17 protein-coding genes and 13 pseudogenes are annotated in these 26,150 nt (G+C 63.7%); 16 read left to right on the forward strand and 14 right to left on the reverse strand.

Translation table 11 applies throughout. The features are described 5' to 3' along the window. Positions 1 to 220 (forward strand): annotated as a pseudogene (locus E2L06_RS21495) (polyprenyl synthetase family protein); the annotation flags it as partial. Positions 221 to 498: 278 nt separating this feature from the next. On the opposite strand, the gene E2L06_RS21500 reads toward E2L06_RS21495, so the two are convergent. Further along, entirely contained in the window at positions 499 to 1,041 is a 543-nt protein-coding gene (locus tag E2L06_RS21500; RefSeq protein ID WP_249361553.1) for a TSUP family transporter, read from the reverse strand. A gap of 205 nt (positions 1,042 to 1,246) precedes the next feature. Between E2L06_RS21500 and E2L06_RS21505 the strand changes: the two are divergent. Further along, positions 1,247 to 2,515: pseudogene (locus E2L06_RS21505) on the forward strand (Nramp family divalent metal transporter). Positions 2,516 to 2,609: 94 nt separating this feature from the next. Next, positions 2,610 to 4,323, forward strand: a pseudogene (locus E2L06_RS21510) (glutamate--tRNA ligase). A 4-nt stretch (positions 4,324 to 4,327) separates the two neighbouring features. Here the strand turns inward: E2L06_RS21510 and E2L06_RS22185 are convergent. From E2L06_RS22185 to E2L06_RS23110, 6 genes and pseudogenes are all read right to left on the reverse strand, one after another. Beyond that, on the reverse strand, positions 4,328 to 4,492 hold the full coding sequence (locus E2L06_RS22185; protein ID WP_171052322.1) for a hypothetical protein: 165 nt from the start codon (positions 4,490 to 4,492) through the stop codon (positions 4,328 to 4,330). Between the two features lie 45 nt (positions 4,493 to 4,537). Further along, positions 4,538 to 5,023: a DUF456 domain-containing protein gene (locus tag E2L06_RS21515; RefSeq protein ID WP_138779990.1), complete on the reverse strand. Its 486-nt coding sequence runs from the start codon at positions 5,021 to 5,023 to the stop codon at positions 4,538 to 4,540. 287 nt (positions 5,024 to 5,310) lie between these two features. Continuing rightward, on the reverse strand, positions 5,311 to 5,697 hold the full coding sequence (locus E2L06_RS21520) for a hypothetical protein (protein ID WP_138779988.1): 387 nt from the start codon (positions 5,695 to 5,697) through the stop codon (positions 5,311 to 5,313). A gap of 30 nt (positions 5,698 to 5,727) precedes the next feature. Beyond that, positions 5,728 to 7,553, reverse strand: a pseudogene (gene tmcA / locus E2L06_RS21525) (tRNA(Met) cytidine acetyltransferase TmcA). A 59-nt stretch (positions 7,554 to 7,612) separates the two neighbouring features. After that, positions 7,613 to 7,741 (reverse strand): annotated as a pseudogene (locus E2L06_RS23105) (tRNA(Met) cytidine acetyltransferase TmcA domain-containing protein); the annotation flags it as partial. Further along, on the reverse strand, positions 7,702 to 8,052 hold the full coding sequence (locus E2L06_RS23110) for a hypothetical protein (RefSeq protein WP_394348763.1): 351 nt from the start codon (positions 8,050 to 8,052) through the stop codon (positions 7,702 to 7,704). The pseudogene E2L06_RS23105 and the gene E2L06_RS23110, both read right to left, overlap by 40 nt. Positions 8,053 to 8,249: 197 nt before the next feature. Here E2L06_RS23110 and E2L06_RS21530 point away from each other — a divergent pair. The 9 genes and pseudogenes from E2L06_RS21530 (at position 8,250) to E2L06_RS21570 (ending at position 17,351) form a co-directional block, all read left to right on the forward strand. Continuing rightward, positions 8,250 to 9,861 (forward strand): annotated as a pseudogene (locus E2L06_RS21530) (oleate hydratase). 241 nt (positions 9,862 to 10,102) lie between these two features. Beyond that, positions 10,103 to 10,463: pseudogene (rpl7ae, locus tag E2L06_RS21535) on the forward strand (50S ribosomal protein L7Ae). Positions 10,464 to 10,518: 55 nt separating this feature from the next. Beyond that, positions 10,519 to 10,697 (forward strand): annotated as a pseudogene (locus E2L06_RS21540) (30S ribosomal protein S28e). Next, positions 10,697 to 10,989, forward strand: a pseudogene (locus E2L06_RS21545) (50S ribosomal protein L24e). Before E2L06_RS21540 ends, E2L06_RS21545 begins: the two co-directional pseudogenes overlap by 1 nt. Beyond that, positions 10,986 to 11,492, forward strand: a complete 507-nt coding sequence (ndk, locus tag E2L06_RS21550; RefSeq protein WP_138783389.1) for a nucleoside-diphosphate kinase — start codon at positions 10,986 to 10,988, stop codon at positions 11,490 to 11,492. The pseudogene E2L06_RS21545 and the gene ndk overlap by 4 nt, the downstream one beginning before the upstream one ends. 185 nt (positions 11,493 to 11,677) lie before the next feature. Next, positions 11,678 to 12,054, forward strand: a pseudogene (locus E2L06_RS21555) (hypothetical protein). A 313-nt stretch (positions 12,055 to 12,367) separates the two neighbouring features. Beyond that, positions 12,368 to 12,970 carry a superoxide dismutase gene (gene sod, locus E2L06_RS21560; RefSeq protein WP_138779976.1) on the forward strand — a complete coding sequence of 201 codons (603 nt, stop codon included), beginning with the start codon at positions 12,368 to 12,370 and terminating at the stop codon, positions 12,968 to 12,970. A 173-nt stretch (positions 12,971 to 13,143) separates the two neighbouring features. Beyond that, positions 13,144 to 16,157, forward strand: a pseudogene (locus E2L06_RS21565) (FAD-binding and (Fe-S)-binding domain-containing protein). A gap of 93 nt (positions 16,158 to 16,250) precedes the next feature. Continuing rightward, positions 16,251 to 17,351 (forward strand): Xaa-Pro peptidase family protein, encoded by a 1,101-nt coding sequence (locus tag E2L06_RS21570; RefSeq protein WP_138779972.1) that lies wholly within the window; start codon positions 16,251 to 16,253, stop codon positions 17,349 to 17,351. Positions 17,352 to 17,373: 22 nt separating this feature from the next. On the opposite strand, the gene E2L06_RS21575 is transcribed toward E2L06_RS21570, so the two are convergent. The 3 genes from E2L06_RS21575 to hcp form a co-directional block, all read right to left on the reverse strand. Next, on the reverse strand, positions 17,374 to 18,015 hold the full coding sequence (locus E2L06_RS21575; protein ID WP_138779970.1) for a helix-turn-helix domain-containing protein: 642 nt from the start codon (positions 18,013 to 18,015) through the stop codon (positions 17,374 to 17,376). Positions 18,016 to 18,069: 54 nt separating this feature from the next. Continuing rightward, complete coding sequence (locus E2L06_RS21580; protein ID WP_138779968.1) at positions 18,070 to 19,152, reverse strand: glutamate--cysteine ligase; 1,083 nt, start codon at positions 19,150 to 19,152, stop codon at positions 18,070 to 18,072. A gap of 121 nt (positions 19,153 to 19,273) precedes the next feature. Next, on the reverse strand, positions 19,274 to 20,737 hold the full coding sequence (gene hcp, locus E2L06_RS21585) for a hydroxylamine reductase (RefSeq protein ID WP_249361557.1): 1,464 nt from the start codon (positions 20,735 to 20,737) through the stop codon (positions 19,274 to 19,276). On the opposite strand from hcp, the gene E2L06_RS21590 reads away from it, so the two are divergent. Next, entirely contained in the window at positions 20,654 to 21,205 is a 552-nt protein-coding gene (locus tag E2L06_RS21590) for a ribbon-helix-helix protein, CopG family (protein ID WP_138782447.1), read from the forward strand. The genes hcp and E2L06_RS21590 overlap by 84 nt on opposite strands. A 10-nt stretch (positions 21,206 to 21,215) precedes the next feature. Here the strand turns inward: E2L06_RS21590 and E2L06_RS21595 are convergent, their stop codons facing one another. Genes E2L06_RS21595 through E2L06_RS21610 form a run of 4 tightly spaced genes read right to left on the reverse strand, consistent with a single transcriptional unit; the run spans position 21,216 to position 23,609 of the window. After that, positions 21,216 to 21,941 carry an energy-coupling factor ABC transporter ATP-binding protein gene (locus E2L06_RS21595; RefSeq protein WP_138782448.1) on the reverse strand — a complete coding sequence of 242 codons (726 nt, stop codon included), beginning with the start codon at positions 21,939 to 21,941 and terminating at the stop codon, positions 21,216 to 21,218. Then, the gene (cbiQ, locus tag E2L06_RS21600; RefSeq protein ID WP_138782575.1) at positions 21,938 to 22,666 is read right to left on the reverse strand and encodes a cobalt ECF transporter T component CbiQ; all 729 of its coding nucleotides are present in this window, start codon (positions 22,664 to 22,666) and stop codon (positions 21,938 to 21,940) included. The genes E2L06_RS21595 and cbiQ overlap by 4 nt, the downstream gene beginning before the upstream one ends. A gap of 5 nt (positions 22,667 to 22,671) precedes the next feature. After that, entirely contained in the window at positions 22,672 to 22,950 is a 279-nt protein-coding gene (locus tag E2L06_RS21605; protein ID WP_138782449.1) for an energy-coupling factor ABC transporter substrate-binding protein, read from the reverse strand. Continuing rightward, on the reverse strand, positions 22,947 to 23,609 hold the full coding sequence (locus E2L06_RS21610; RefSeq protein ID WP_138782450.1) for an energy-coupling factor ABC transporter permease: 663 nt from the start codon (positions 23,607 to 23,609) through the stop codon (positions 22,947 to 22,949). Before E2L06_RS21610 ends, E2L06_RS21605 begins: the two co-directional genes overlap by 4 nt. Positions 23,610 to 23,871: 262 nt before the next feature. Here E2L06_RS21610 and E2L06_RS21615 point away from each other — a divergent pair. The 3 genes and pseudogenes from E2L06_RS21615 to E2L06_RS21625 form a co-directional block, all read left to right on the forward strand. Beyond that, positions 23,872 to 24,078: pseudogene (locus E2L06_RS21615) on the forward strand (divalent metal cation transporter); the annotation flags it as partial. Positions 24,079 to 24,137: 59 nt separating this feature from the next. Further along, positions 24,138 to 25,267 (forward strand): IS630 family transposase gene (locus tag E2L06_RS21620; protein WP_138778477.1). Its coding sequence is split into 2 segments (ribosomal slippage): positions 24,138 to 24,564 and positions 24,564 to 25,267, totalling 1,131 coding nucleotides; the frame shifts between segments, so codons are not numbered across the junction. Positions 25,268 to 25,271: 4 nt separating this feature from the next. Next, a pseudogene (locus E2L06_RS21625) lies at positions 25,272 to 26,150 on the forward strand (NRAMP family divalent metal transporter); the annotation flags it as partial.

Genomic DNA, 26,150 nt, shown 5'->3' on the forward strand with positions numbered 1-26,150 from the left:
CGACAACTTGGTCGACACCGACGACGTCGACGCGGTCACCGAAGCCGAAATCGACGACGCGGTCGCCGAACTCGAGGCGGCCGGCTCGATCTCCTATGCGAACCAGACCGCCCGCGACTTAGTCGAGCGTGGCAAGAACCGACTCGAAGTCCTGCCGGACAACGAGGCACGCGACCTCCTCTGTGACCTCGCGGATTACCTGATCGAACGCGGCTACTGACGCTTCCGCGTCGGTCGTTTTTTCGGACGGAGCGACGGTCGAGCGGCTACACTCAACGGCCGTTGCTCGTCGAGAACAGTGGTCAGATCACCTGCACGACGCCGAGTGCGAGCTTTAGCCGGCTCGCGGCGATCCGGTGGTGAGCCACCAACCGACGCCGACGCCCCGAGGTAGGCGGCCGTGATCGGCACGAACAGCGACGCAACGACCGCGTCCCGAAGCAGGTCGTTGAACGGTACACAGCGCGGTGAAGACGACGATCTGGGTGACCGCGATCGTCACGAGCATCGGTACACCGACCAGGACGAGCGCGGGGGTCGACAGCGCGGCCCCGCCGATCCCCAGAAGGCCCCGAAGACGCCGATCACGAGCCCGATCCCGGCGAACGCGGTGAGATCGCGACGATACCGCCCGGGTTCGAGTCGCGGCTCGAGATCGCGGTGCTCCCGGTAGACGATGTTCCCGCCGCCGACCGCGAGCAACGCGGCGAGCACGTGCCCGTAGGCCCGCCGCGAGAGATAGGCGTTGGCCCGGACGCTGATCCACGTGCCGACGGCGGCCGCGCCGACCGCGCCCGCGGTGGGCCAGTCGATCTCGCCCGACCGGGCGTAGACGACGCTGTCGAACACGGCGCCGACGGTGAAGATCGCGCTGGCGGTGCCCGCGACCTCGTCGCTCGAGAGCGATGTCAGGAGGGACAGTCCGGTGACGATCAGGATCCCGCCGGAACCGTGGATTGTCGGGGAGAACCGACCGTCCTCGTGACCCCGTCGCTGTACGGCGTTTCGGAACCGGGCAGTTGAACATTCCGGCGTAGACACTCCCCTCTGGGACTGTTTACTGTAGGTGTACTACACTCAGCGACACCCGTACTCGCTCGCTTTTCGAGATTGGGCGTTACGACGCAACCATGATGCGAACACAACCACAGTCCGACGAGCCACAGCGTATCGAATCCCCACGGGAGCAGTTCGTCAGCGTCCGGCACCTACGACGAATCGACCGTCGAACGCAAAGCACCGACGAATGAGTATCCGCAACTTTTCTCCACTCGACTACGCGGCCGGACAGGTACAACAGTACGGACTGGCGTTCGTGATGGTCGCCAGTTACTTCGGCTCGGGGTCGGTGTTCATCGCCAGCCAGGCCGGCGTGATGCACGGCTACACGCTGTTGTGGGCCGTTGTCGGCGCTGCGTTGCTCGGCTTCATGGCACAAGACATGAGCGCCAGGCTGGGGATCCACGGCGAGCCCTTGATGGTGTTCGTTCGGGAGAAGCTCGGCCGGCCGGGGGCGACGGCGATCGCGATATTCCTGGCGATCGGCTGCGTAGCGTGGACCCTCGGCCTCGTCGCCGCCGTCGGCGCAGGTTTCTCGTTCCTGCTCGGCGGCGCGATCGGCTGGCAACCGATCGCCGTCGTGACGACGTTCGTGGCGATCGGCGTCGGCGTTCTGAACTACGACACCGTCGAGAACGTGATGATCGGCATGATGCTGTCACTGATGGTCATCTACGTGATCGTCGCGCTCCCGAGCGGCGCGAACCCGGGTGACGTCGCGCTCGGGTTCGTCCCGACGACGGACACGTTCGGCGCGGTGGCGATGGCCGCCGGGTTGCTCGGGACGACCGCGCTGTGGCCGAACTTCTTCCTTGAGTCTATCCTCGTCCACCAGAAGGGCTGGACGGACCAGAGCGACCTGCCCGACGCGCGGGAGGACCTGGCGATCGGATACGCGGTTGGCGGCGTGACGACGATCGCGATCCTGATCGCCGCCGCGGCGCTGCTGCGCCCGATGGCTTTACGCAACTCGAGACATTCATCACGCCCGGCGAGGCGCTGGTCGAGGTGCTTGGCGTATGGGCGATGGTACTGTTCATCGGCGGCGTGATCGCGGCCGCGTTCAACAGCATCATCCCGATCATGTGGGCGCCCGCGTACATGATCCCGCAGGCGGCCGGAGTGGACGTCCAGAAGGGCGATCGGCTGTTCACAATCGTCTTCGCGGGCTGACCGGTGTCGGCGTCCTCTCGCCGATGATCAGCCGGGTCATGGACCTCTCGGTCGTCGACATGGTGATCCTGTTCCCGATGTACAACGGTATCTTCGGGCTGCCGGTCGCGGCCGTCCTGTTGTTCTGGGCGGTCAACGACCGCGAGACGATGGGCGAGTACCGCAACTCTCGGAAGCTGAACGTCGTCAACGCGCTGCTGGTGCTGCTGCCATCGTGTTGGCCGCACTGGCGATGCAGGACTTCCTAGACCTGCTCACCGGGGGCGGGTCTGACCGCGCCTGAATCCGTCGTCACCGGTTCGTGGCAGGCCGCGTGGCCGTCGCTCGCCGAGCCGACACCGCGAGGGTTTTGGTCCGGGCACGAATACCGCTCGATAATGAACGACGAGTTACGCGAGCGTGTTGAGCGCGAGGTCGAAAAGCACGCACTATTAAATGCCGTCAAACACGAGAGCGACGCCGACGTCGGCGCGATTATGGGCCGCTGATGGGCGACAACCCCGAGTTCCGCGAGCACGGCGACGAGATTCCGGGGATCGCCGGTGGCGTCGTCGGACGGGTCAACGATCTTGATTACGAGGCCAAACGCGCTCGCCTCGAGGAACTCGCCCCCGAGGAACTCGCCGAGATCGAAGCCAAAGAGGAAGAAGACGAACACGACCTCCCCGACTTTCCGAACGCCGAGGAGTACGACGAGATCCGAATGCGGTGTGCGCCCACCCCAACGGCCCGTGGCACGTCGGCCACGCCCGGATGCCCGCCGTCATCGGCACCTACCGCGACCGCTACGACGGCTGGTTTGCGTGCGCTTCGACGACACCGACCCCGAGACCAAACGGCCGGATCTCGAGGCCTATGACGACATCCTCGAGGACCTCGACTATCTCGGCTTCGAGCCCGACGCGACGTACAAAGCGAGCGACCGCCTCGAGACCTATTACGACCACGCCCACGAGCTGATCGAACTCGGCGGGGCCTACACCTGCTCGTGTTCGGGCGAGGCGTTCTCGGAGCTGAAGAACTCGGGCGAGGCGTGTCCCCACCGCGAGAAGGACACTGAGACGGTACTCGAGGAATTCGAGGCCATGATCGACGGCGAATACGAAAGCGGCGAGATGGTCCTGCGGGTCAAAACCGACATCGAGCACAAGAATCCGGCGCTGCGCGACTGGGTGGCCTTCCGATGATCGATACGCCTCATCCCCGCGAGGAAGCCAGCGAATACCGATGCTGGCCGATGCTGGACTTCCAGTCGGGCGTCGATGACCACCTCATCGGGATCACGCACATCATCCGAGGGATCGACCTGCAGGACTCCGCGAAACGCCAGCAGTTCGTCTACGATTACTTCGACTGGGAGTACCCCGAAGTGATCCACTGGGGCCACGTCCAGCTCGACGATTACAACGTCAAGGTGAGTACGTCAACCATTTCGAACTGATCGAGCAGGGCGAACTCGACGGCTGGGACGACCCACGCGCACCGACGCTCAAGAGCCTGCGTCGGCGCGGCATCCGCGGCGAGGCCATCGTCGAGGCGATGACCGGGCTGGGAACCTCGACCACCGATGTCGACCTCGCGATGAGTTCGATCTACGCGAACAACCGCGACCTGATCGACGACGAGACCGACCGCCGCTTTTTCGTCCGCAACGGCGTTCAGCTTCCACTCGGTGGCAGCCCACCTGACGAGGCGAACCCGCCGCTGCATCCCAACCACGAGGATCGCGGCGTTCGAGAGATTCCGGTCAGTGATGCCGTCTTGCTCGAGGAGGGAGACCTCCCCGACCGCGAGGAACGGATCTGGCTCAAGGGGCTGGGCTGTTTCCAGTATACGCGTGACACGCTCCAGTACACCGGCGACGACATCGACGTCGTCCGCGAGGGGGACGTGGACGTCGTTCACTGGGTGCCGGCCGAGGAGAGCGTGCCCGTCCGCATGCGGACGATGGAGGGCGATGTCTCCGGCCACGCGGAACCGGGCGTCGGCGGGCTCGAGTCCGACGAACTCGTCCAGTTCGAACGCGTCGGCTTCGCGCGGATCGACCGCCACGAGGACGACGAGACCGTCGTCTACTACGCTCACCCCTGAAACCTTACTCGAGCAAGTCGTCTGCTCGGTCCGGATTCGGATCGGCGACGACGCCGTCCTGTCGACCCAGCACGCGGGCGTGAGCGGCACAGACGAGGCGGTTCTCGTCCCAAGGGATATGCAACTCGACCGTGGCTGGACGCTCGCAGTCGGTTTCGGAACACTCCATTTCCCGTGTGAACGACGCCCACGGCTTCAGTCTTTTTTGTGTCGGTCAGAGCAGGAAGACGCCGATGACGAACCCAAAGAGGATCGACGCCGTCAGCAGGACCTGCACCGCCGTCGATGCAAGGACGCCGACGGTCGTGTAGACGGCTGAGCGCGTACTGCCCTCGAGTTCCCCGTCGCGGACGAACTCGAGGACGAAGACGGTCCCGAAGAGGCCGACGAGCAATCCCAGCGGGCCGGTGACGACCATGAGGACGATGCCGACGACGGCGGCGGCCGCGGTTGTGATCCACGACGCGCCGCCTGCTCGGGCGGCGATCGAGCCGCCGAAGAACTCGATGAGCGCCGTGACGAGAGCAAGGACGGCGAGGACGACGAACGTAAGGACGCTCAGCTCTGCGAATCCGGAACCCCACCAGTAGACACCGAGGCCGGCGAGCGAGAGGAGGCCACTCGGAACCATCGGCACGGCTGCGCCGACGATGGCACCGGCGAGCAACGCGATCGCGAAGATCGTCACTGCATCAACCATACCGGCTGGAAGGGCCCGATCGCCAAAGCCATACTGCCGGCTGTCTCGAGGCGGCGTGTTCGTTGCTACGTCACCCGGCGGTGGCGACTCGTCGCGTAGCCCCTGATACTGTCGAACAGAACTATTTGCAGATCGACTTCTCACTGGCTGCTGTCCGACAGTATGAAGGCGCTTCCCGAACCCGCCCTGTAGCGGCTGTTCATCTGACCGTCTGACTCATAGGACTGCTGTCAGTCAGGCCGGCGCACCCGCAACCCGTCCTGCGGACCCGGTGACAGCAGACCGTATCAGGGCTCGTCGAACTCCACGAGGACGCCCTGTAGCGCGGCTGCGATCTCCTCAAACCGGTCTCGCGCCATCGCGTCCGTCGTGACGAACACCCCGTGGTCGCCGACGATCACGCGGGTGAGGTAGCCGCGTTCGAAGACGCGAATCGTGAACTGGTAGGGTCCGAGTTCGGAGTCCTGGTAGGCCGTCTGTGACTGGAAGCCGAGCCGTTCGGTGTCCGCGAAACCGACGAGGTCCGCGTCTGCCTCGAGGTCGCCACGAAGGTACAGCTGTTCGACCTCGTCCTCGCTGAAGTACGTGACGCTGCGCAGTTCGTCGCCGACGACCGTCCGGGCCGCGCTCGTCAACTCGGTCCGTTCGTCCGCCGAGAGGTGACTCGAAGACATACTGATAGCTATTCCGAGTGCTAGTAAAACTCATGATAGCAATTCCCACATAATGGGAGCGTGGCTAGCGGAACCGATCGCGCACCTCGAATGCGGCCTCGGTCCCGTACCGATCGACCAGCGGACAGACGGGTCGCCGAGCGCTCGCATACACTGTCCCGTCGAGTGATACCCGAGCCGATCGGCGACGGCCTCCCAGTCGCGACTCTGGAGGACGCGTAAGACGAACAGCCGTTCCTTGCGGTCGCTCAAGTCGACGGCGTCGGGGTCGTCAGCAAAGTACCGGACGAGTTGCCGGAACGGCCCCGGATCAACGTCGAACAGGCCCGGCCCGTAGGCTGCTCCCGCGACGACCCGCCACTCGTGGTCAGTCAACGCAAGTGGCGGTCCCGCCCCATCGGCGACGCTGCGGAGCACCGCGCGGGCGACGTCGGGCTCGAGGTCGTCAAGCGCATCGGAACAGAGGGCAGCAAACCGGCGGACGAACCAGTCGGCGTGACGATCGTGAAGCGTCCGACCCGCGTCGCTCGTCGGTGCGAGCATGAGCGCCGAGTACTCGCCGCTGGCGTCGTTGCGCGTCGTCGAGATGTGGACCGCCCGATAACCGTTTTCGCGCCAGAACGACAGCAGGCCGGGCGTCGCGCCGAAACCGGTGCCGAGCCAGTCGACCGAGGGTTCGAACTCCTCGTGGATGCGCTCGAGCAGACGTGACCCCAGTCCCCGCGAGCGGGCCGCGTGGTGGGTCGCGATGCGGACGACGCGCAATCCGGCTGGCTCGGCTGCCGCTTCGTCCCGCAACTGGCTGGTCAGCACGTCCGGCAACATGTTGCCACGGACCCGACCGCCTTCGTACATCATGGAGCGGGTTTCCGGCGAGAGGTTTCCCTCGCGAGCGAGCAGTGCCACGCTAACGACGTGGCCGTCGTGGACGAGCGCGCGAGCCTCGAGATTCGGCGCGTCGAGCAGCCGCGCGAGATCGGCGGGCTCGGTTCGGTAGTGGGCGAGCACGAGCAGGCCGAAGGCTTCCCGGAGCAGGCGCTCGTCGGACAGCAGGTCGTCGGGCTCGAGTCGCCGATAGTCGACCGTCTCGGGTGTAGCGTCGGCCACGAGCGAGTCGACCGGCGGACGGGCGTCGAGCAGCAGGGCGCGGAAAGCCCATACCTCGACCGGGTCGCCAGCCGCATACCGGATCGGCTCGACGAGTTGGCAGTCGAGTACCTCGTGGTCACTCTCGGCGAGTCGGTCGCGGAATCGGACCGAGAAGCCCCGTCCTGCGCCCTCGTAGCCGTGGATCGTCGTCGCGAACGCAACGCGATCGGCCGCCAGCAGCGACTCGAGCGTGGCGACCGCAGCGCGGCGGCCTCGTCGACGACGACGATGTCGGCCGACTCGAGGGCGTCGACGGCCGCGGCGGGCTCGTGAAAGCGGACGCGACCCCCGGCGGCAGTCTCGATGCGTTTCGATTCGACCGTGGTCGCGACGCCCAGTGTCTCGCAGAGTTCACCGGCGCGATCGAACGCCTCCCGCGCGTTCCGGAACTGCGGCGCGGTAACAAGCACATCCTGGCCATCAACGGCGAACGCCCCCGCAGCGAGTCCCGCCGCGCTCGACTTGCCACGGCCCCGATCGGCCTCGAGGACGACGGCCCGCGGTTCCTCGCGATCGGGGACGCAGCGTCGGCGCTCGCCAGGGACTCGAACGCCGCGACGGCCTCGGCCTGATCGGTCGTGAGGCAGGCCTCGTAGGTAGCCGCCGGGAATCTGTGGTCGTCGGACGCGGGCCGCGACTCCGTTTTGGCGGGCAGACGAGGTGCCGGGTGGGTGCGTCCGTCGTCCTCGATCACGCCGGCGTCGCAGTCGACGATTGCGATTCCGCGATGTGCACGCAGCGTCTCGACGAGACGGCGGCGAAACCGACCTGTCACGTCCGACAGCGAAAACGGGGGCACGGCCAGCGACTCGTCGAACTCATCGCGTCGATCGGGCCACGCATCGAGCGGCGGCGTCAGGAGGACGAGTAGGCCGCCGCCAGCGACGGTGCCCACGAGTTTGCCGACGGCGTTGGGCCGGAGTTCGGCGTGGCGTCGATCGTCACGACGTCACGCGTCGTCCCGAGCAGGTCGCCGGCCCGTGACTGGGGGACCTGTTCGCAGCGGAGTCGATCGTCCGGGCCGACGAGGGTGGTCCGCGTGATCGGGACCGAGAGGTCGTCGAGGACGGTTTCGAGGGCGTCGTAGCCCCGCTCGAGACCGCCCGCGAGAACCAGGAGTCTGCGCTCGTTCGTCCGTGTCGCTTCCGCGCGGAGACCGCGGGCGAGTTCGACGACGGACGCGTCCGCGTCCGAGTCCAGGTCCATGTGTCCGCCTTGGGAACTCGAGCGTAATAGCGGTGTTCGATATCCACGGCGGCCGTGGCACGCAGGCACGTATGGATTTTCCCGGACGTTCCTGTGACCGCTGATCCAGGGGTCCTTCTCGTCGGTCGTTCTTTCCACACGGGAATCAATTTGTAGGCTCTTATACAATTAGTGACGAGCGATAGTACGTGGGTAACATGACCAGCGATGCTGACGACAGCGGCACCCGACGGCAACCGGATGCTACCGCGAGAGAGGCCTACTTCGTGGGCGGTGGGATCGCGTCCCTTGCGGGAGCCGCGTTCCTGGTTCGTGACGGGGCGATGCCCGGAGAGAACGTTACCGTCCTCGAAAAACTGGACGTGATGGGCGGTGCACTCGACGGCTCCGGAACGCCGGAGGAGGGATACGTCATCCGCGGCGGCCGGATGTTCAACTATCCGACCTACGAGTGTACGTGGAACCTCCTAGAGACGATTCCCTCGCTCGAAGACCGCGACAGGTCGATCAAGGACGTGATGGACGAGTTCAACGAACGAAACCCGACGTACGCGATAGCGAGGTTGATGGGTGACGACCAGGAGGTACTGGACGTCTCGTCGTACGGCCTGGAGATGGAGCACCGGTTCTCGCTGTTGCAACTCGTCCTCACGCCCGAGACACAACTGGGGGAGACGCGGATCGAGGAGTGGTTCTCCGAGTCGTTCTTCGAGACGACGCTCTGGTACATCTGGGCGACGACGTTCGCCTTCCAGCCGTGGCACAGCGTCGCGGAGATGCGCCGGTACATGCACCGCTTCATGCACGAGTTCCCCCGACTGAACACGATGGAGGGATCCACCGGATCAAGTACAACCAGTACGACTCGATCGTTCGCCCCCTCCGGCGATGGCTCGAAGAGCACGGTGTCGAGTTCCAGAGCGACTGTGAGGTGACGGATCTGGACATCGTGCCCGCTCGGGCCGGCAAGACAGTCGAGACGATCCACTACGAATCCGACGGGGCGACCGAAACGATCGACGTCGAGCCGACCGACCTCGTCTTCGTGACAAACGGGTCGATGACCGACGGGTCGGATCTCGGATCGATGACGGACGCACCCGACCTGAACACGACGGGTGCCTCCTTCGAACTCTGGAAGAACATCGTCGAGGACCATCCGAAGTTCGGAACACCGTCGGCGTTTGCCGACCACGTCCCGGAGACGAAGTGGCCATCCTACACGGTCACACTCGACGAACCGGACTTGCTCGACCACATCGTCGACGTTACGGGTGAAGAACCTGGAAACGGACTGATCACGTTTACCGAATCGAACTGGCTGATGTCGATCGTCGTCGCCGCCCAGCCCCACTTCGCGAACCAGCCCGACGACGTGAAGGTCTTCTGGGGATACGGCCTCTTCCCCGAAGAAGACGGAAACAACGTTGCGAAGAAAATGGAGAACTGCACCGGCGAGGAGATCCTCGAGGAACTCTGTTACCACCTCGGCTACCTCGACGAACTGCCGTCAGTTCTCGAGGACGCGACCTGCATTCCTGCAATATGCCGTTTATCACGAGCCACTTCATGCCGCGAACCTCCGGCGATCGACCGGCTGTCGTCCCGGCAGGATCGAACAACCTCGCGTTCATCGGTCAGTTTGCCGAGGTTCCCGACGACGTGGTGTTCACCGTCGAGTATTCGGTTCGCTCCGCCATGATGGCAGTCTACGAACAGCTCGAAATCGAGGCCGAGGTGCCGCCAGTGAGTGCCCACCAGTACGAGCCGGAGGTGCTGATGGACGTCGGAAGAGCCGCGTTCAGGTAGCCGACGGGCCACCGATGCAGCCGACTCCCGACTGTCCGTCTCGCCCGTGCGGAACCGTCGCACAGCCCCAGCCGTTTGAACACGCTTTTAAGGAGGGCAGCGCTACTCAGGTGTACACCCTACGCGGGGTTGATGATGCTCCTAGCCCTACAGGACTTCCGCCGGAGTCGTTCCGGCACGGGTACCCAGTGCCCGGATGGCAGGGGAGCGCGAGCCCACGTGTAGGAGAGGTGAACAACCAATGTCAGTCTACGTAACCACCGACATCCCAGCCGACCTCGCAGACGACGCCCTCGAGGCGCTCGAGGTCGCACGAGACACCGGACGAGTAAGAAAGGAACCAACGAAACGACGAAGGCCATCGAGCGCGGCAACGCCGACCTCGTCTACGTCGCCGAAGACGTCTCCCCCGAGGAGATCGTCATGCACCTGCCGGAGCTTGCCGAGGAGAAGGCATTCCGGTCGTCTTCATCGAGACTCAGGACGACGTCGGCCACGCCGCCGGCCTCGAGGTCGGCTCGGCCGCTGCGGCGATCGTCGACACCGGCGAGGCCGACGGCGACGTCGAGGACATCGCCGACAAGGTCGAGGACCTCGACTGAGGTGATCAGAGATGAGTGCTGAAGAGGAGAAAGCGGCTCTACGCCCGCCGAGGTCATCGAGATCGTCGGCAAGACCGGCATGCACGGCGAAGCCATGCAGGTCAAATGCCGGATCAAGGAGGGCGAGAACCAGGGACGCATCATCACCCGTAACTGCCTCGGGCCGGTCCGTGAAGGGGACGTACTCCAGCTCCGCGAGACCGCCGCGAGGCCGACTCCATCGGAGGACAATAATGGTCGAAAAACGAACCTGCGACTACACGGGCGAAGAGATCGAACCCGGCACGGGCATCATGTACGTCAAAACTGACGGCACCGTGCTCCACTTCGTCGACTCCAAAGCGGAGAAAAACTACAAGCTCGGGCGCGAACCCCGAGATCTGGAGTGGACCGAAGAGGGTCGTCGCGCCAAGGGCCCAGTCCAGGACGAGACGCCTGCCGCCGAGGCCGACGAAAGCGAAGCCGAAGACGAAGTGACGCGTCCGCCGAGGACGAGAGCGACGAAGTCGAGGCTGAGGAAGCATGAGCGATCACGAACGCACCTTCGTGATGGTCAAGCCCGACGCCTTTGCGCGCGGTCTCGTGGGCGAGGTCGTCTCCCGACTCGAGGACCGCGGGCTCAAGCTCGTCGGCATCAAAGTCGAGAACATGCCCCGTGAACGGGCAGAGGAACACTACAGCGAACACGAGGACAAGCCGTTCTACGACGACCTCGTGGACTTCATCACCTCGGGTCCGGTCGTGCCGATGGTCTGGGAGGGCCAGGACGCGACCCGACAGGTCCGCCAGATGATCGGCGAGACCGACCCGCTCGAGGCCGCACCCGGCACGATCCGGGGTGACTACGCGCTCGACCTCGGTCGGAACGTCGTTCACGCCGCCGACCACGAGGACGAGGGCGCAAACGAACGCGAAATCGCGATCCACTTCGACGACGACGAGCTGATCGACTACGATCAGCACGACGCCGAGTGCTCTACGAGTAGTCGCTCTCGAGCCGATCGCTGTTTCCGATTTCTACGGCGTTGAACCCGTTCGAAAGCGTTCGCTGTATCTAATACGGAACCGAGCGATGTGTTTCCCGGATTATACCATGCCAAATATACTAGAGTAGAAGACACGTATTCATCTAGGGAGACGTAACATCTAATGTCACGGCTAGAGAAGAGGCGCTTGGTGGTTTCGAATGGTAACACACAGGAGGTGGGTCGTGAATGCGTGAAACGGACGGGCAGGTGACCCCGTTGATGGCGGACGCGACGCCATCGTTGGATCTCGTTTTCGAACTGCTCTCGAACAGTCGACGACGGTACGCGCTGTACCATCTGACAGACCAGTCGGACGGCGTCGCAACGCTCGAGACGCTCGCCGAGAACGTCGTCGCCTTCGAGCAACGGACGGGCACGATAAACAGAGAACACACGGCGGACCGGCAAGCGAGCGTTCGACTGGCACTTACACACACCCACCTCCCGAAACTCGAAGACGCGGGCATTCTCGAATACGACCGCCGAAGTGAGATGATTCGATACTGCGACAGCCGTCGGTCGAGGAGTGGCTCGAACACGCACACCACAAGGAAATCACGTAACACTGGTGAGTCGGCAGTGACGAGTGGCGAGTGTGATACTGTCGGGGAGAACTATCTGAAGATCGCTCGCTCAGGCTCGGCTGTCACCGCTGGAGACAGCCGGCTTTCGCGAGCGACTTCTCACTGACTTCTGTCCGACGGTATGAGACGACCGATCACCGACCGCTGAAACCTTTAATACTCAGCCTGTGGTTGATCGACGTGAGTATCGGTAAATCGCAAGACGGGACGGCCGTGGCTTTATGAGGTGATAACGTCCCACTCCTCAAAACTTAACAGGCGAGGAACCGATACGAATCATGAGGAGAATACTATGACTGATCACGAACTTCCACCACTTCCATACGATTACGACGCACTCGAGCCATCGATTTCCGAACAGGTCCTGACCTGGCATCACGACACGCACCATCAGGGCTACGTCAACGGCCTCAACGCGGCCGAAGAGACCCTCGCAGAGAACCGCGAGGAGGGTGACTTCGGTACGACGCCCGGAGCCATCAGCAACGTCACCCACAACGGCTGTGGACACTATCTCCACACCCTGTTCTGGGAGAACATGGCTCCCGACGGCGGCGGTGAGCCCGAAGGCGACCTCGCTGATCGCATCAAGGAAGACTTCGGCTCCTACGAGGGCTGGAAAGGCGAGTTCGAGGCCGCTGCTGGTGCCGCCAGTGGCTGGGCACTGCTGGTATACGACCCCGTCGCGAAGCAGCTTCGCAACGTCGCAGTCGACAAACACGACCAGGGCGCACTCTGGGGCTCCCATCCCATCCTCGCGCTGGACGTCTGGGAACACTCCTACTACTACGACTACGGACCGGACCGTGGGGAGTTCATCGATGCCTTCTTCGATGTCGTCAACTGGGAGAAGGCCGCAGAAGAGTACCAGAAGTGTCTCGACCACTTCGAGTAAGCGACGAGTTGTCAACCCCCTGTTTTTATCGGCCGCAGACAATCGACAGCGGACGCGATCGCGCTCGGTAGTGTTCGGGTGCCGTCGATGAACCGTCGGATCTGCGACTGGCGCCGCCTGGCTGGTTGTGACTACCATGGTTTAACTACATGTGGAATGATGTCTCACCCCATATGGCCGCCGAAGACAGCGTTGACGCGATCGCCGAGGATCGAGAGCGGCAGCGATACCAGCCATCCGTTGAAACCGAACCGGTCGAGCCAAGTGGATCGCTTGCGGCTGCCCTCCAAGCTGCCTGCGACGGGGCCGTACGCTTCGACGAGTACACGCGCGTGCTCTACGCGACCGACGGCAGCGTCTATAGCGCACAGCCCGCCGGCGTCGTCTTTCCGCAGGACGTTGGCGATGTGCGCGCGGCGGTTCGTGTCGCGGCCGACCACGACGCGCCGGTGCTCCCGCGGGGCGCTGGCACCTCGCTTGCCGGCCAGACTGTCGGCCCCGGCTGTGTCGTCCTCGACCTGTCGCGCCACATGGATGAGATTCAGACGATCGATCCGGACGAACAGACTGCCGTGGTCCAGCCGGGCGTCGTCCAGGACGATCTCGACGCTGCACTCGAGCCCCACGGCCTTCGCTTTGCGCCGGATCCGGCCTCGTCGAACCGCGCGACGATCGGCGGTGGGATCGGCAACAACTCGACGGGCGCACACTCGGTGCGATACGGCATCACGGACGCCTACATCGAGGAGTGTGAGGTCGTCCTCGCGGACGGATCGCTGATCCGCACGCGAGACGTCGTCCTTGACAGTCCGGAGTGGGATCACATCGTTTCGAAAGACGACCGCGAAGCTGCGATCTACCGGACGGTTCGGGCGCTGGTCGAGGACAACGCCGACGAAATCGAGTCGCGCTATCCCGAACTCAAACGTAGCGTGAGCGGCTATAACCTGCAGAAGGTGATTCGAGAGGATGAAGCGGGTGAGCAGATCATCAACCTCTCGAAACTGCTCGTCGGTGCCGAAGGGACCCTCGGCATCGTTGTCGAAGCGACGCTCTCGCTCGTGACCCGGCCCGACGAGACCGCGCTCGCGGTCTGTTGTTACGACGAGTTGCTCGAGGCACTGGCCGCCGTCCCCGAGGCGCTCGACTTGGACGCCAGTGCGGTCGAACTCATGGACGACGAGGTATTCCGGCTCGCCGCCGAGTCGGCGGAGTATGCCGAGTACGCGGAGCCGATTCCCGAGGGGACCGAGGCAGCACTGATGCTCGAGTTCGACTCCGAGGTCGTCGAGGACCTGCCGGACGCCATCGCGGGTGCGACGGCGACGCTCGTCGGCGAGGGGGCAGCGTTCGACGCACTCGAGGCCTTCACCTCCGAGGAACAGGACCGACTCTGGAAGCTCCGGAAAGCCGCCATCCCGCTGTTGATGAGTATGGAGGGCGATCCGAAGCCGTACCCCTTCGTCGAGGACGCATCCGTTCCGCCCGCAGAACTCGCCGAGTACGTCGCGGGATTTCAGGAGATCCTCGAGAGCCACGACACGACGGCGGCGTACTTCGCGCATGCGGGTGTCGGGACGCTTCACATTCGGCCGGTCCTCAATCTGAAAGACGGCGATGATGTCGAGACGATGCGCGCCATCGCCGACGACGTGACCGATCTCGTTGCCGAGCACAACGGCTCATTCTCGGCGAGCACGGCGACGGCCTCGCACGGACGGAGTTCAACCCCAAGCTGTACGGCCCCCAACTCTGGGACGCGTTCAAGGAGCTCAAATCGGCGTTCGACCCGGACTGGCGGCTAAATCCTGGCAAAGTCGTCTACCGTGATGAAAACTCGACTGACATCCGCGAGCACCTCCGATACGGGCCGGACTACGCCACCCTCGAGCCGCGGACGACGCTCGACTTCGACGACGAGGGTGGCTTTTCCCACCTCGTGGAACTCTGTAACGGCTGTGGGACCTGCCGACAGACCGGCAGCGACGTGATGTGTCCAACGTATCGCGCGACCGAAGAGGAAATCGCAACGACGCGGGGGCGAGCCAACCTGCTTCGGGCGGCGATCAGCGGCGACATCGATCCCAGCGAACTCTACAGCGAGCGGTTCCAGTCGGAAGTGCTCGATCTCTGTATCGGCTGTAAGGGCTGTCAGAGCGACTGTCCCACCGGAGTCGATCTCGCGAAGCTCAAAGCCGAAGTCAAACACCAATACCACGAGCGCGAAGGGACGGGTTTCCGGGAACAGTTGTTCGCGAACGTCGATCGGCTGTCGGCGCTGGGCAGCACGTTCGCACCGCTTGCGAATCGTGCCACGAAGGTGCCGGGTGCGCGAACCGCCCTCGAGAAGACCGTCGGAATCGCGGCCGAGCGGACGCTGCCGACGTTCCAGCGGGAGACGCTGGTCGACTGGTACGGGGAGCGGGGACCCCAGGTCGACGCGGAGACGGCGACTGCGGGGGTCGTCCTCTACCCCGACACGAACACCAACTATTCGAATCCGGCGGTCGGGAAAGCAGCCGTCGAGGTCCTCGAGGCGGCGGGGGTTCGCGTCGCGGTTCCCGAACTGGGGCCGACCGGGCGCGCGGCCTACTCACAGGGGCTACTCGAGGCCGCTGCCGACCAGGGCCGGGAATTGCTCGACGACCTCGAGCCGTATCTCGATCGCGGCTGGGCGGTCCTGTTCGTCGAGCCCTCGGACGCGGCGATGGTCGTCGACGAGTATCGCTCACTGCTCGACGACGAGCGCGTCGAGACGCTCGCCGCGAACGCGTTCGGCGTCTGTGAGTACATCGACGACCGCCGACTGGACGAGGAGGTGTCGTTCGACGAGACCGTGACGGCGGAGGGGCCGCTCACGTTTCACGGCCACTGCCACCAGAAGGCCCGCGGCGCTGACCACCACGCCGTCGGCGTACTCCGACGGGCGGGCTACGCCGTCGACCCCGTCGACTCGGGCTGCTGTGGCATGGCCGGCAGTTTCGGCTACGAATCCGACCACTACGACCTCTCGCGGGCGATCGGCTCGATACTACGAGACCAACTCGAGGAACGTCGGCACGCTGATCGCACCGAGACGACGGTCGTCGCTCCCGGCACCTCCTGTCGGACACAGATCGGCGACTTCGAGGGCTACGATCGGCCCACCCATCCCGTCGAGGTGCTCGCCCGCGCGCTCGAGACGTAGCGATCCAGCGATCCCGAGCAGCCCTCGATTCGCGATCGACTGCCGGGCCGTGCCGTCCGACAGTATCAAGGACCACCCTCGCCAGCACCCGACATGGACAAACGCGAACGTCTCGAGGCGTACCTCGAGTCCCACGACCTCGATTCGGTCTGGTTTGCACGACCGAACTCGTTTGCATGGCTGACCGGCGGGACCAACGTCGTCGACCGCGAGGGCGACAGCGGCGTCGCTGCGGTCGGCTACGACGGGACCGACGTGACCATCGTGGCGAACAACATCGAAGTCGATCGGATCGTGAGCGAGGAAGTCCCCGATCTGGAAACCGGGGAACTCGTAATCGAGGAGTTCCCCTGGCACGCGTCGTCGCTGGACGAGGCCATCGCCGAGCACGTCGGCGACGAGCGGGCCGCGATCGACGTCGATCTCCCCGGATTCGAGCGCGTCGATCCGACGCCGCTGCGCCAGCCGCTGACCGAGCGCGATCAGGAGCGCTATCGTGACCTCAGCAGGCAGACGGCCGCCGCCGTCGAAGCCGTCTGTCGCGAACTTCAATCCGAGGACACGGAACACGAAGTCGCCTCCGCACTGCGAGTCGCACTCTCGGCCCGTGACATCGAGGCCCCCGTCGTCCTCGTCGGCGGCGCAACCCGGGCCCAGCAGTATCGCCACTACACGCCGACCGACGCCGAACTCGGCGAGTACGCGCTCGTCTCCGTCACCGCCGAACGGGCCGGCCTCCACGCGAGCTGTACCCGCACCGTCGCGTTCGATCCGCCCGCGTGGCTCGAGGAACGCCACGAAGCCGCGGCCCGCGTGGAGGCGACGGCACTTGCGGCGACACAGGACGCTGCAACTAGTAGTGACACTGCTGGCGATGTCTTCACTGCGATCCAGCAGGCCTACGACGCGGTGGGCTACGAGGGCGAGTGGGAGCATCACCATCAGGGCGGGGCCGCCGGCTTCGCTGGCCGCGAGTGGATCGCCACGCCGGACCACGATGCGCCGGTCGAAGCGCCGATGGCGTATGCGTGGAATCCGACGGTGCAGGGCGCAAAAAGTGAGGGGACTGCGCTCGTTACCGACGACGATATCGAGGTACTGACGGCGACAGGACGGTGGCCGACGACGTCCGTCTCTGCAGTCGATCGAAACCTCGAACTGGAGCGACCCGCCGTGCTCGAACTCGAGGAGTAGTCTGTCGCGTCGACCCGATCGACTAGCCGTCTTCGTCGGTGGTCTCGTCCTCGTCGGGCTCCATATCGACGGATTCGACTTCGACCTCGTCGTCGAACTCGAGGCGATCGGACTCAGCGTCTGAGTCCGAGTCCTCGCCGAGCGTCGGTGTGCTGTCGTCGACGGTGATCGTCACCGGCTCGGGCTCCTCGAGGGGTTCCGAATCGTGTGCGCGCTCGCGATCGAGGACGTGATCGAGTCTGAAGATGGTGTTCAACTCCTGTTGGACCTGATCGACGACATCGCCGACGAGGTCGCTTGGCTGGATCGCGGTGTACTCGTAGGGGTTGTTGCCGGCCCCTTCGCTGGCGCGTTTTTCGCGGCTGACGCGGGTTTCCTCGTGGAGTTCCGCGAGTGCCTCACGGACAGTACTCGGATAGAGTCCGGTCCCCTTCGCGACCTCCTCGGAGGTACTCCCGGGATTCGCCAGCAGATAGACGTATATCTTCGCCCGGGTTTCCGTATCCAGGATCCACGAGAGCAGATCGACGATCCGCTGGTCGAGCTCCTCGACGGCCGGACTGCGGCCGATCTCGGTCTCGACGATGTCGTCCGGTCCCTCGAGTGATTCGTCTCTCCCGTCGGCATCGTCGGCCGGATGGTCGTCTGCGTCGTCGGAACTCATGTGACGTCTCGTACAGGATGAGGCCTCGCGCGGAGTTAAACCTTTGTGGGAACGTCACTCGGTTTGCAGGAACAGCGACTCACACAGCGCGTCTGACCCCTCGTCCTCGAGCAGCCGACGCTGTCGATCTGCACCGCTTTCGCGCTCGTAGACCCGTTTGATGCCGTCGATACCCAGCCGCTCGCACTCGCGGTCGACGAGCTCGCCCAAGTCGACGGTGCCCTCGAGATCGCGGTCGATAAACGACGCGTCCTGGCCGTAGCGGATAGCCCGCCACTTGTTCTCGTCGAGCAGTTCCCGGCGGTGCTGGTGCCCGCTGGTGCCATCTTCGTACTCCTCGGCCAGCGCACAGACGAGTGCGTGGGCGTACTCGACGAACGCCATGACGATATCGGGGTCGGCCTGGCCGTCCGGCGTCCGCAGTTCGACCGTGCCGTGTTCGGTGTGGGGGCGCACGTCGTACCAGAGTTCGCCCCGATCGTTGATCGAGTCGGTCTCGAGCATCAGCCGCTCGAACCGGTCGAACGCCTCGAAATCCTCGAAGTGAGTTGGCATCCCTGTGTTCGGCAGCGCCTCGAAAATCTTCGCGCGCGCAGACTGGAGACCGGTGTCGAAGCCGTTCCAGTAGGGCGAATTTACAGAGAGCGCGAGCATGATCGGGACGGACCACCGCAGTTCGTTGGCGATCCAGACCGCCTTGTCGGCGTCGTCGACGCCGACGTGGACGTGGACGCCCGCGGTCGTGTTCCGATGCTGTGGATACTGAATCCGGTCGAGCTGTGCCTGATAGCGGGGTTTCTCGGCGTGCTCGAGGTCCTGCCACTTCGCGAGCGGGTGGAGGCCGGCAGCGGCGATCCGGTAGCCGTGGGCCTCGGCGTGATCGACTAACGCCTGCCGGATCTCGAGCAACGACTCGCGGGCGTCATCGGGGTCCTCGATCAGCGGCGTCTGCGTTTCGATGACGAATTTAAAGAGTTCGTGATCGAGCCGTCCCTCGAGGATCTCGGGCGGGTCGTACTCGTAGACGAGGTCGTCGGTCCCGCTGGTGGGCCGGCCGTCCTCGTCTACGACGAAACACTCCTCTTCGATCCCCAGCGTTCCCATGCGCGTAAACGCGTCTCGCGACCCGCGTTCCATCGTCTCACGTTTTCGGGCGCGGTGGTAAATACCGTTTGGACTCGAGAGCGTGTCGCCGTCGGTTACAGGCAGTGCCGGCCACCGAAGCGGGCCAGCCACGCCCGATCGGGGTGTGGTCAGGTCAGTCGTCGGCCGGCCGTCCAGCCGCCGAGGATCCAGGCAACGGCTCGTCGAGCATCTCTCGGAGGTCGGCTTCCGGCTCGCCGATCGGTTGAAGGCCGAACTCCGCGTTGAGCAACTCGACGAGTTCGGGTGTGAGGAAATCGGGCACCGTCGGGCCGAGGCGGATGTCCTCGACACCGAGACTGAGAAGCCCCAACAGAACGGCGACGGCCTTCTGTTCGAACCACGAGAGGACGACCGACAGCGGCAGCTCGTTGACCCCACAGTCGAACGCGTCGGCGAGTTCGGCCGCGATCTTCACCGTCGAAATCGAGTTGTTGCACTGGCCGAGATCGATGTAACGTGGAATGTCGGTGCCAGGGACGGTCCCCAGCTCGAGGTCGTTGAACCGGAACTTGCCACAGGAGGTCGTGAGGACGACGCAATCGTCGGGAATCAACTGGACGAGTTCGCGGTAGTAATCCCGGCCAGGCGTCGGGCCGTCACAGCCGGCGACGACGAAGAACCGGCGCAGGTTTCCTGACTCGACCGCGTCGACGATCTCGTCGAGCTGGTCGAGCACCGGTTCGTGGTGGTAGCCAGTCGTCACGGTTCCGTCCTGTGCCCAGTCGGCCGCCGGTAGCGATTTGGCGGTCTCGATCACGGGCTCGAAATCGTAGCCGTCGACGGACTCGACGTCCTCGAGGCCGGCGAGGCCGGTCGTAAAGAACCGGTCTCGATACTCCTCTCGGGGCGGCTGGACGCAGTTCGTGGTGCCGACGATCGCGCCGGGGAAGTCCGCAAACAGCACGCGCTGGTCGTGCCACGCCCCGCCGACGTTGCCCTTCAGACTGTCGAATTTCGCGAGTTCGGGATAGCCGTGAGCGGGCAACATCTCCGAGTGAGTGTAGACGTTGAGCTGTTCGTCGTCGGCTTCGACCTGTTCCAAGAGCCGCTTTAAGCCGTAGAGGTCGTGTCCCGTGACTAGAATGGACTTCCCTTCGACGTCGTTCTGGGACACCGTCGTCGGTTCGGGAACGCCGAGTTCCTGCGTGTGGGCCTCGTCTAACAGTTCCATCACGTCGACGGCGGCGTCGCCGGCACGCATCGCGAGGTCGACGTGGTCGTCCATACTGAAATTGACGTTCGTCAGCGTCGAGTACAGTGCTTCGTGGACGAAGCCGTCGACGTCTGGATCGCGGTAGCCCATGTCTCGCGCGTGAGTCGCGTACGCGGAGATCCCTTTGAGGCCGTAGATAACCAGGCGACGATGTACGTTGCGACCGTCGTGGACGGGGATCTGACGGTCGAAGTACGGACCGAGTGAGCCCCGGCGGCACCCGGCACCCGAGATACCGAGTGCGTGAACGATATCCGTCTCGGGTACCCCTGTGTGACTATGACACAGCGAGTGACGGTATCGCTTGATGACGACTCGGCGGCGGCCCTCGAGACGCTCGTGGCGGAGACGGGGAACGGACAAAGCGAAGTAGTGCGGCGTGCTCTGACGTTCTACGCGGCGAACTTCGAGGCGGCCGACGGGGGGCCAAGCGACAACTTGGAACAGTACTATCGAATGCTCTCCTCCGGTGAACACGTCCTGCTGGACATCGACTTCCTGCACGCGTTCCTCGAGTACTGCTACAACGGTGGCGATCCCGATCCAGCGTTCGTCGAGGCCGCCGACCGCGTCTCCGACTACCATGCCCACGAGTACGCGACCCGGTTCGAGGAGGTCGGCGACCTCCTCGAGTGGCTGTCGTTCTGTGGCTTTCTCGACGCCCGGCAAGAAGGCGAGGGCGTCTATCACCTCGTCTTTCCCTCGGAGGCGGTTCGCTGGTTCATGACGCGATTCATCGAACGCAGCACCGTCGAGTTACCGACGGAGATCAGACTCGAGCAAGGCGTCTCGAAAGTGATCGTCACCGAGGGAGAAGGGAACGGAGACTAACGGTGGCGGGTCACTCGGCGGGCGACGTCCACGTTTCGAAGACGTAGTTTCGCAGGCCGTATCGTTCGGCGAGCGTCTGCGAGAGCGTGTCGCCGCGGTAGTCGATGACGCCGTCTTCCAGCACCGTCACCGTATCGGCGACGGTGAGCCCGAAGCCGACGTCGTGGGTCGCGATGATCGGCGTGATACCGGCGTCAGTAAGCGACTCGACGAATCGGACGATCGTCCGGCACCCATCACCGTCCAGCCCGGCGGTCGGTTCGTCGAGCAGCACGTACTCCGGTTCCATCGCGAGGACACCCGCCAGCGAGACGCGTTTTTTCTCGCCACCGCTCAACGTGTTACACAGACGGTCGGTCTGCCCATCGAGGTCGAACTCCGAGAGGACGCGCTCGATTTTGTCGGGCTCGTCGATCCCGGCGTTCTGCGGGCCGAACTCGACGTCCTGTTCGACCGTCGGCGCGACGATCTGGTCGTCGGGATTTTGAAAGACGAGTCCGACGCGCATGCGCAGGTCAGCAAGCGAAGCGTCGTCGTATTCGACGGGGTCGCCCCCGACGAACACGGTCCCCGAATCGGGTTCGAACAGGCCATTGAAGTGGCGCAGCAGCGTCGACTTCCCGGCACCGTTGCGACCGAAAATGACCGTCACCTCACCCGTGTGTGCCTCGAAGTTCACGCCCTCGAGGACGGGGTCGTCGCCGTGTCGAAAGCGCAAGTCGTGGGTTTCGATCATACGGCCCACCCGGCGGTGGCGATCAGTGTGAGCACGGCAGCGACGTAACCGTGGCCCCGACTGGTGGTCCGTGCCATCGGCATCTCGCCGTTGTAGTTCCGCGCCAGCATCGCATCGTTGAGGGTTTCGGCCCGTGACATCGACTTCAAGAACACTGAAAACGCCAGCAACTTAGATGTTCGAAACGTCGTTCGGCGCGTCCGGAAGCCGAGACGCCCGCTCGCCGCGAGCTCGAGGCGACGGAGTTCGTCGAGCAGGATCTGGATGACGCGGTAGGTGAGCAGCGAGATCTCGATGACGAACTGTGGACACCGCAGCGATCGCAACGCGACAAACAGTTGCGGGACCGTCGTCGTCACGACCAGATAGCTCAAAATCGTCATCGATCCGAACGAGCGTAACCCCGTCGTTATCGATCGGTCGATTCCGGTCGAAGAGATCGAAAGCGGGCCCATCGAGACGACGGTCGGCCCGCTGGTAAACAGCGCGATGAGGATCAGACTCGGGAGCAGAAAATACACCGGGAGACGGACCACCTGCAGATAGTCGTGGCCTGTCGCATCGATACCGAGTGTCACGAAGCAGGCGAGTGCACAGATGTACGCGAGCCGACTGGGAGCGACGAGGAGCAACACCAGTGCGGCAAAGACGAAGTACGCGTTCAAGCGTCCTTCGATTCGCGAGTTCGAGGTTATCTGAATCTGTTCGAGGCTCGTGTGGTGCATGCTCACTACGGCGTCTCGGACGTGGATTTCCACGGCGACGTTCGTCCGAGATAGTAGCCGATCAGGAGGCCGCCGATCGCTGCCTGAAGACTGAACAGTAAACTCTCGATCTCACCGCTTGGGGGTGTCCAGAGACTCTCGAACCACGGCTCGTAGTCCGGGTCGATAGAATCGACTTTCTCGCCTGCAGCGCCGTCGGCCCCGCCCCACGCACCCGCAGTGGTGAACGAAAAGAGGATGAGACCGATCATGAGGAGGCCGCCCGCGACGAGCCATCGGTTCATGCAGCCACCCCGAGCCGGTTTCGGACCGACTCACTCGACATGGAGATGTATCCGATCAAGCCAGCCGCGAGCGCGCCCTCGACGACCCCGATCGGGAGCTGGGTCACGGCGAAGACGCCCAAAAACGTGATCGTGGAATCGATCACGCCACTGAGTCCGGGTTCCGCCGGGAACGCGAGGGCGAGCTGAGTGGACGTGACGACGTACGTCGTCCAGTCGGCGACGAGGGCTGCAGCGAACGTCGCTTTCTGGAGGTCCGTGTGGGGCTTGACCGAGCGGTAGACGACCCAACCAAAGAGCGGGCCGATGATCCCCATCGATGTGACGTTTGCACCGAGGGTCGTGAGACCGCCGTGGCCGAGCAACAACGTCTGATACAGCAGGACGATCGTCGAGAGGAAGGCAGTGACGGCCGGCCCGAAGAGGACGACCGAAATACCGGTGCCCGTCGGGTGTGATGTACTCCCGGTGACAGAGGGGAGTTTCAGCGCCGACAGGACGAAAATGAACGCCGCAGCGACGGCGATGTGCGCTTTGTTGACGTCCCGATCTTTCACCAGACGTGCCGTCTTCAGCGTCCCGTAGGCGACGACGGGAACCGCGATCGCGTACCACACGAGTGCCCAGAAGCCGGGCAGGAACCCTTCCATGATGTGCATCTGTGATCGTTGTACTCGGAGGTATCTCACTTCCCCATTAAAACAATTTTGTTTGATCTAATACAAGCAGGATTTCCCTGCGATGGCCGTTCGAATCGCGCAAATTGAGATGTCCACTATCTCCAGGACAGGTGTCGACATCATACGGTTTCATACGCGATCATACAATTGATACAACTTCTCAGCACCACACATACCCGTATGTTCGACTCTTAACAACCCTTTTGACCGATACGGAGAGTGGTGTATGTGAATACGCATCATGGGGATTATCGACCGACTGAAAGCGATCGGCCCGGGGGCGCTCGTCGCGGCGGCGTTCGTTGGCCCGGGAACGGTAACGACTGCGAGCGTGATCGGCGCGGAGTACGCGTACGTGCTCGTGTGGACGATTGCGTTTTCGATTCTGGCGACGATCGTCCTCCAGGAGATGAGCGCACGGCTCGGGCTGATCTCCAAAGAAGGGCTAGTGTACTGTCAGCCGTGAGTTGAAAGGCTCATATTGTCGTGGATAGTAGGTTGGTGGCAATGACCCAGTCGACGTATCCAATCGAGTTGACCGAAGAAGAGCGAGATACACTGAACAGCATTACATCGCACGGCGTCCACCGGGCGCAGAAGATTACTCGCGCACGTATCCTCCTCCAAGCCGACGACGGTAAGAGTGACTCGGCGATCGCCGAGTCACTCGGCTGTAGCCCGAGTACTCCGTGGCGAACACGGAAGAAGTTCCACGAACGTGACCGGCTCGAAGCCATCGAACGCAAGGATCCTGACCGCACCTACGAACGCAAACTCGACGGTGAGGACGAAGCTCACCTTATCGCCCTCGCGACCAGCGAACCGCCCGAAGGCTACTCCCAGTGGTCGCTCCGGCTTCTTGCCGACGAACTCGTTGTCCTCGAGGAGATCGACCACGAGTCGATCTCCCACGAGACCATTCGTCAAGTCCTCAAAAAAACGAACTCCAGCCTCACCGATCCAAACAGTGGGTGATTCCGCCGGGTCAAGACTCCGAGTTCGTCTATCACATGGAGGACATCCTCTCGCTCTACCGCGAACCATACGATCCAGACCGACCTCTCGTCTGTTTCGACGAGCACCCGACACAGTTGATCAAGCACGTCAAGCAACCGCGCCCGGCAGAGCCGGGCACGGTTGCCCGTGAGGATTACCACTACGAGCGCAACGGCACCAAGAACCTGTTTCTGGCCTCCGAACCGCTCGCCGGCTGGCGAGCGGTAAGGGTCAAAGACCGACGAACCACCGAAGACTGGGTGCATTTCATCCAGCATCTCGTGGATCAGCACTACCCGGATGCGGACTGCATCCGGGTGGTGCTGGACAATCTCAACACGCACAACCCAGCTGCCTTCTACGAATATTTCGAACCGGCTGAAGCACGTCGGTTACTCGACAAGCTCGAATTCCACTTCACGCCAGTCCATGGCAGTTGGCTCAACATGGCGGAAATCGAGTTCAATACGCTGCAACAGCAGTGTCTCGACCGACGTATTCCCGATGCGGCGACACTCCGTCAGGAGGTCGCCGCATGGAAAAAGGAACGAAACAGCGGTGAAACGGATATTGACTGGCGATTTACGACCGACGATGCTCGCATCAAATTGAAACGCCTATATCCTTCAATTGACGCCTGACAGAGCACTAGGTGAAGCGTTCCGAAACGAGTTCGAGAACCCGCTTCCGCGGACGATCTCCGTCGCACTCGTGGTGAGCGCGATCGGAATCGGAACGGCCGCGTTCCAGACAGGGAACATCGTCGGCGGTGCTGCCGGCCTGGCGACGATCACCGGCGTCAGCGAGAACATCTGGGGTCCGATTATGGGCCTGATCGCCGCCGGACTGCTGTGGACGGGGAACTACAAACTAATCGAACGGGTCTTCATCGGCCTCGTCGGGGTCATGGGCGCGGCGTTCCTGCTCAACGCCCTCATGGTCCGGCCGGACATCGGCGCGCTGGCTGGCGGACTCGTCCCGACGATTCCGACGGGTCTGCATACCTCATCGCCGGCCTCATCGGAACCACCGTCGTCGGCTACAACCTGTTCCTGCACGCGAGTACCGTCCAGGAACGGTGGGACGGCGCGAGCGATCTCGCAGAGTGTCGCACGGACACGATCGGGATGGTCATCGTTGGCGGCCTCATCACGACGGCGATCGTCGTCACGGCCGCCGCGGTGTTCCCCGCGGGGACCGAGATCGAAAACGTCGGCGAGATGGGCGACCAGCTCGAGCCCGTCTTCGGCGGCTACGCGCTGACGTTCTTCTCGATCGGCCTGTTCGCGGCCGGCTTTACCAGCGCGATGAGTGCGCCGCTTGCCGGTGCCTACGCCACCGCCGGCGCGCTCGGCTGGGACCGTGACCTGACCTCGACGCGGTTCCGGGCGATCTGGATGACCATCCTCAGCGTCGGCATCGTCTTTTCGGCGCTCGACTACAATCCCATCCAGGTGATCGTCTTCGCACAGGTGGCCAACGGACTCCTGCTCCCGATTCTGGCCGTCTTCCTCATCTACGCGA

Source organism: Haloterrigena sp. H1 (genome assembly GCF_005938085.1).
GTDB lineage: Archaea > Halobacteriota > Halobacteria > Halobacteriales > Natrialbaceae > Natrinema.

Excerpts from the sequence above, each read along its gene's own strand:
- E2L06_RS21595 (WP_138782448.1), bottom strand. The coding sequence starts at position 21,941 with ATGATCGAAACCCACGACTTGCGCTTTCGACACGGCGACGACCCCGTC.
- E2L06_RS21580 (WP_138779968.1), bottom strand. The coding sequence starts at position 19,152 with ATGGAACGCGGGTCGCGAGACGCGTTTACGCGCATGGGAACGCTGGGG.
- sod (WP_138779976.1), top strand. The coding sequence starts at position 12,368 with ATGACTGATCACGAACTTCCACCACTTCCATACGATTACGACGCACTC.
- ndk (WP_138783389.1), top strand. The coding sequence starts at position 10,986 with ATGAGCGATCACGAACGCACCTTCGTGATGGTCAAGCCCGACGCCTTT.
- E2L06_RS21610 (WP_138782450.1), bottom strand. The coding sequence starts at position 23,609 with ATGCACATCATGGAAGGGTTCCTGCCCGGCTTCTGGGCACTCGTGTGG.
- E2L06_RS22185 (WP_171052322.1), bottom strand. The coding sequence starts at position 4,492 with ATGGAGTGTTCCGAAACCGACTGCGAGCGTCCAGCCACGGTCGAGTTG.
- E2L06_RS21575 (WP_138779970.1), bottom strand. The coding sequence starts at position 18,015 with ATGAGTTCCGACGACGCAGACGACCATCCGGCCGACGATGCCGACGGG.
- E2L06_RS23110 (WP_394348763.1), bottom strand. The coding sequence starts at position 8,052 with ATGGACCTGGACTCGGACGCGGACGCGTCCGTCGTCGAACTCGCCCGC.
- E2L06_RS21590 (WP_138782447.1), top strand. The coding sequence starts at position 20,654 with ATGACACAGCGAGTGACGGTATCGCTTGATGACGACTCGGCGGCGGCC.
- E2L06_RS21520 (WP_138779988.1), bottom strand. The coding sequence starts at position 5,697 with ATGTCTTCGAGTCACCTCTCGGCGGACGAACGGACCGAGTTGACGAGC.
- E2L06_RS21570 (WP_138779972.1), top strand. The coding sequence starts at position 16,251 with ATGGACAAACGCGAACGTCTCGAGGCGTACCTCGAGTCCCACGACCTC.
- E2L06_RS21515 (WP_138779990.1), bottom strand. The coding sequence starts at position 5,023 with ATGGTTGATGCAGTGACGATCTTCGCGATCGCGTTGCTCGCCGGTGCC.
- cbiQ (WP_138782575.1), bottom strand. The coding sequence starts at position 22,666 with ATGCACCACACGAGCCTCGAACAGATTCAGATAACCTCGAACTCGCGA.
- E2L06_RS21605 (WP_138782449.1), bottom strand. The coding sequence starts at position 22,950 with ATGAACCGATGGCTCGTCGCGGGCGGCCTCCTCATGATCGGTCTCATC.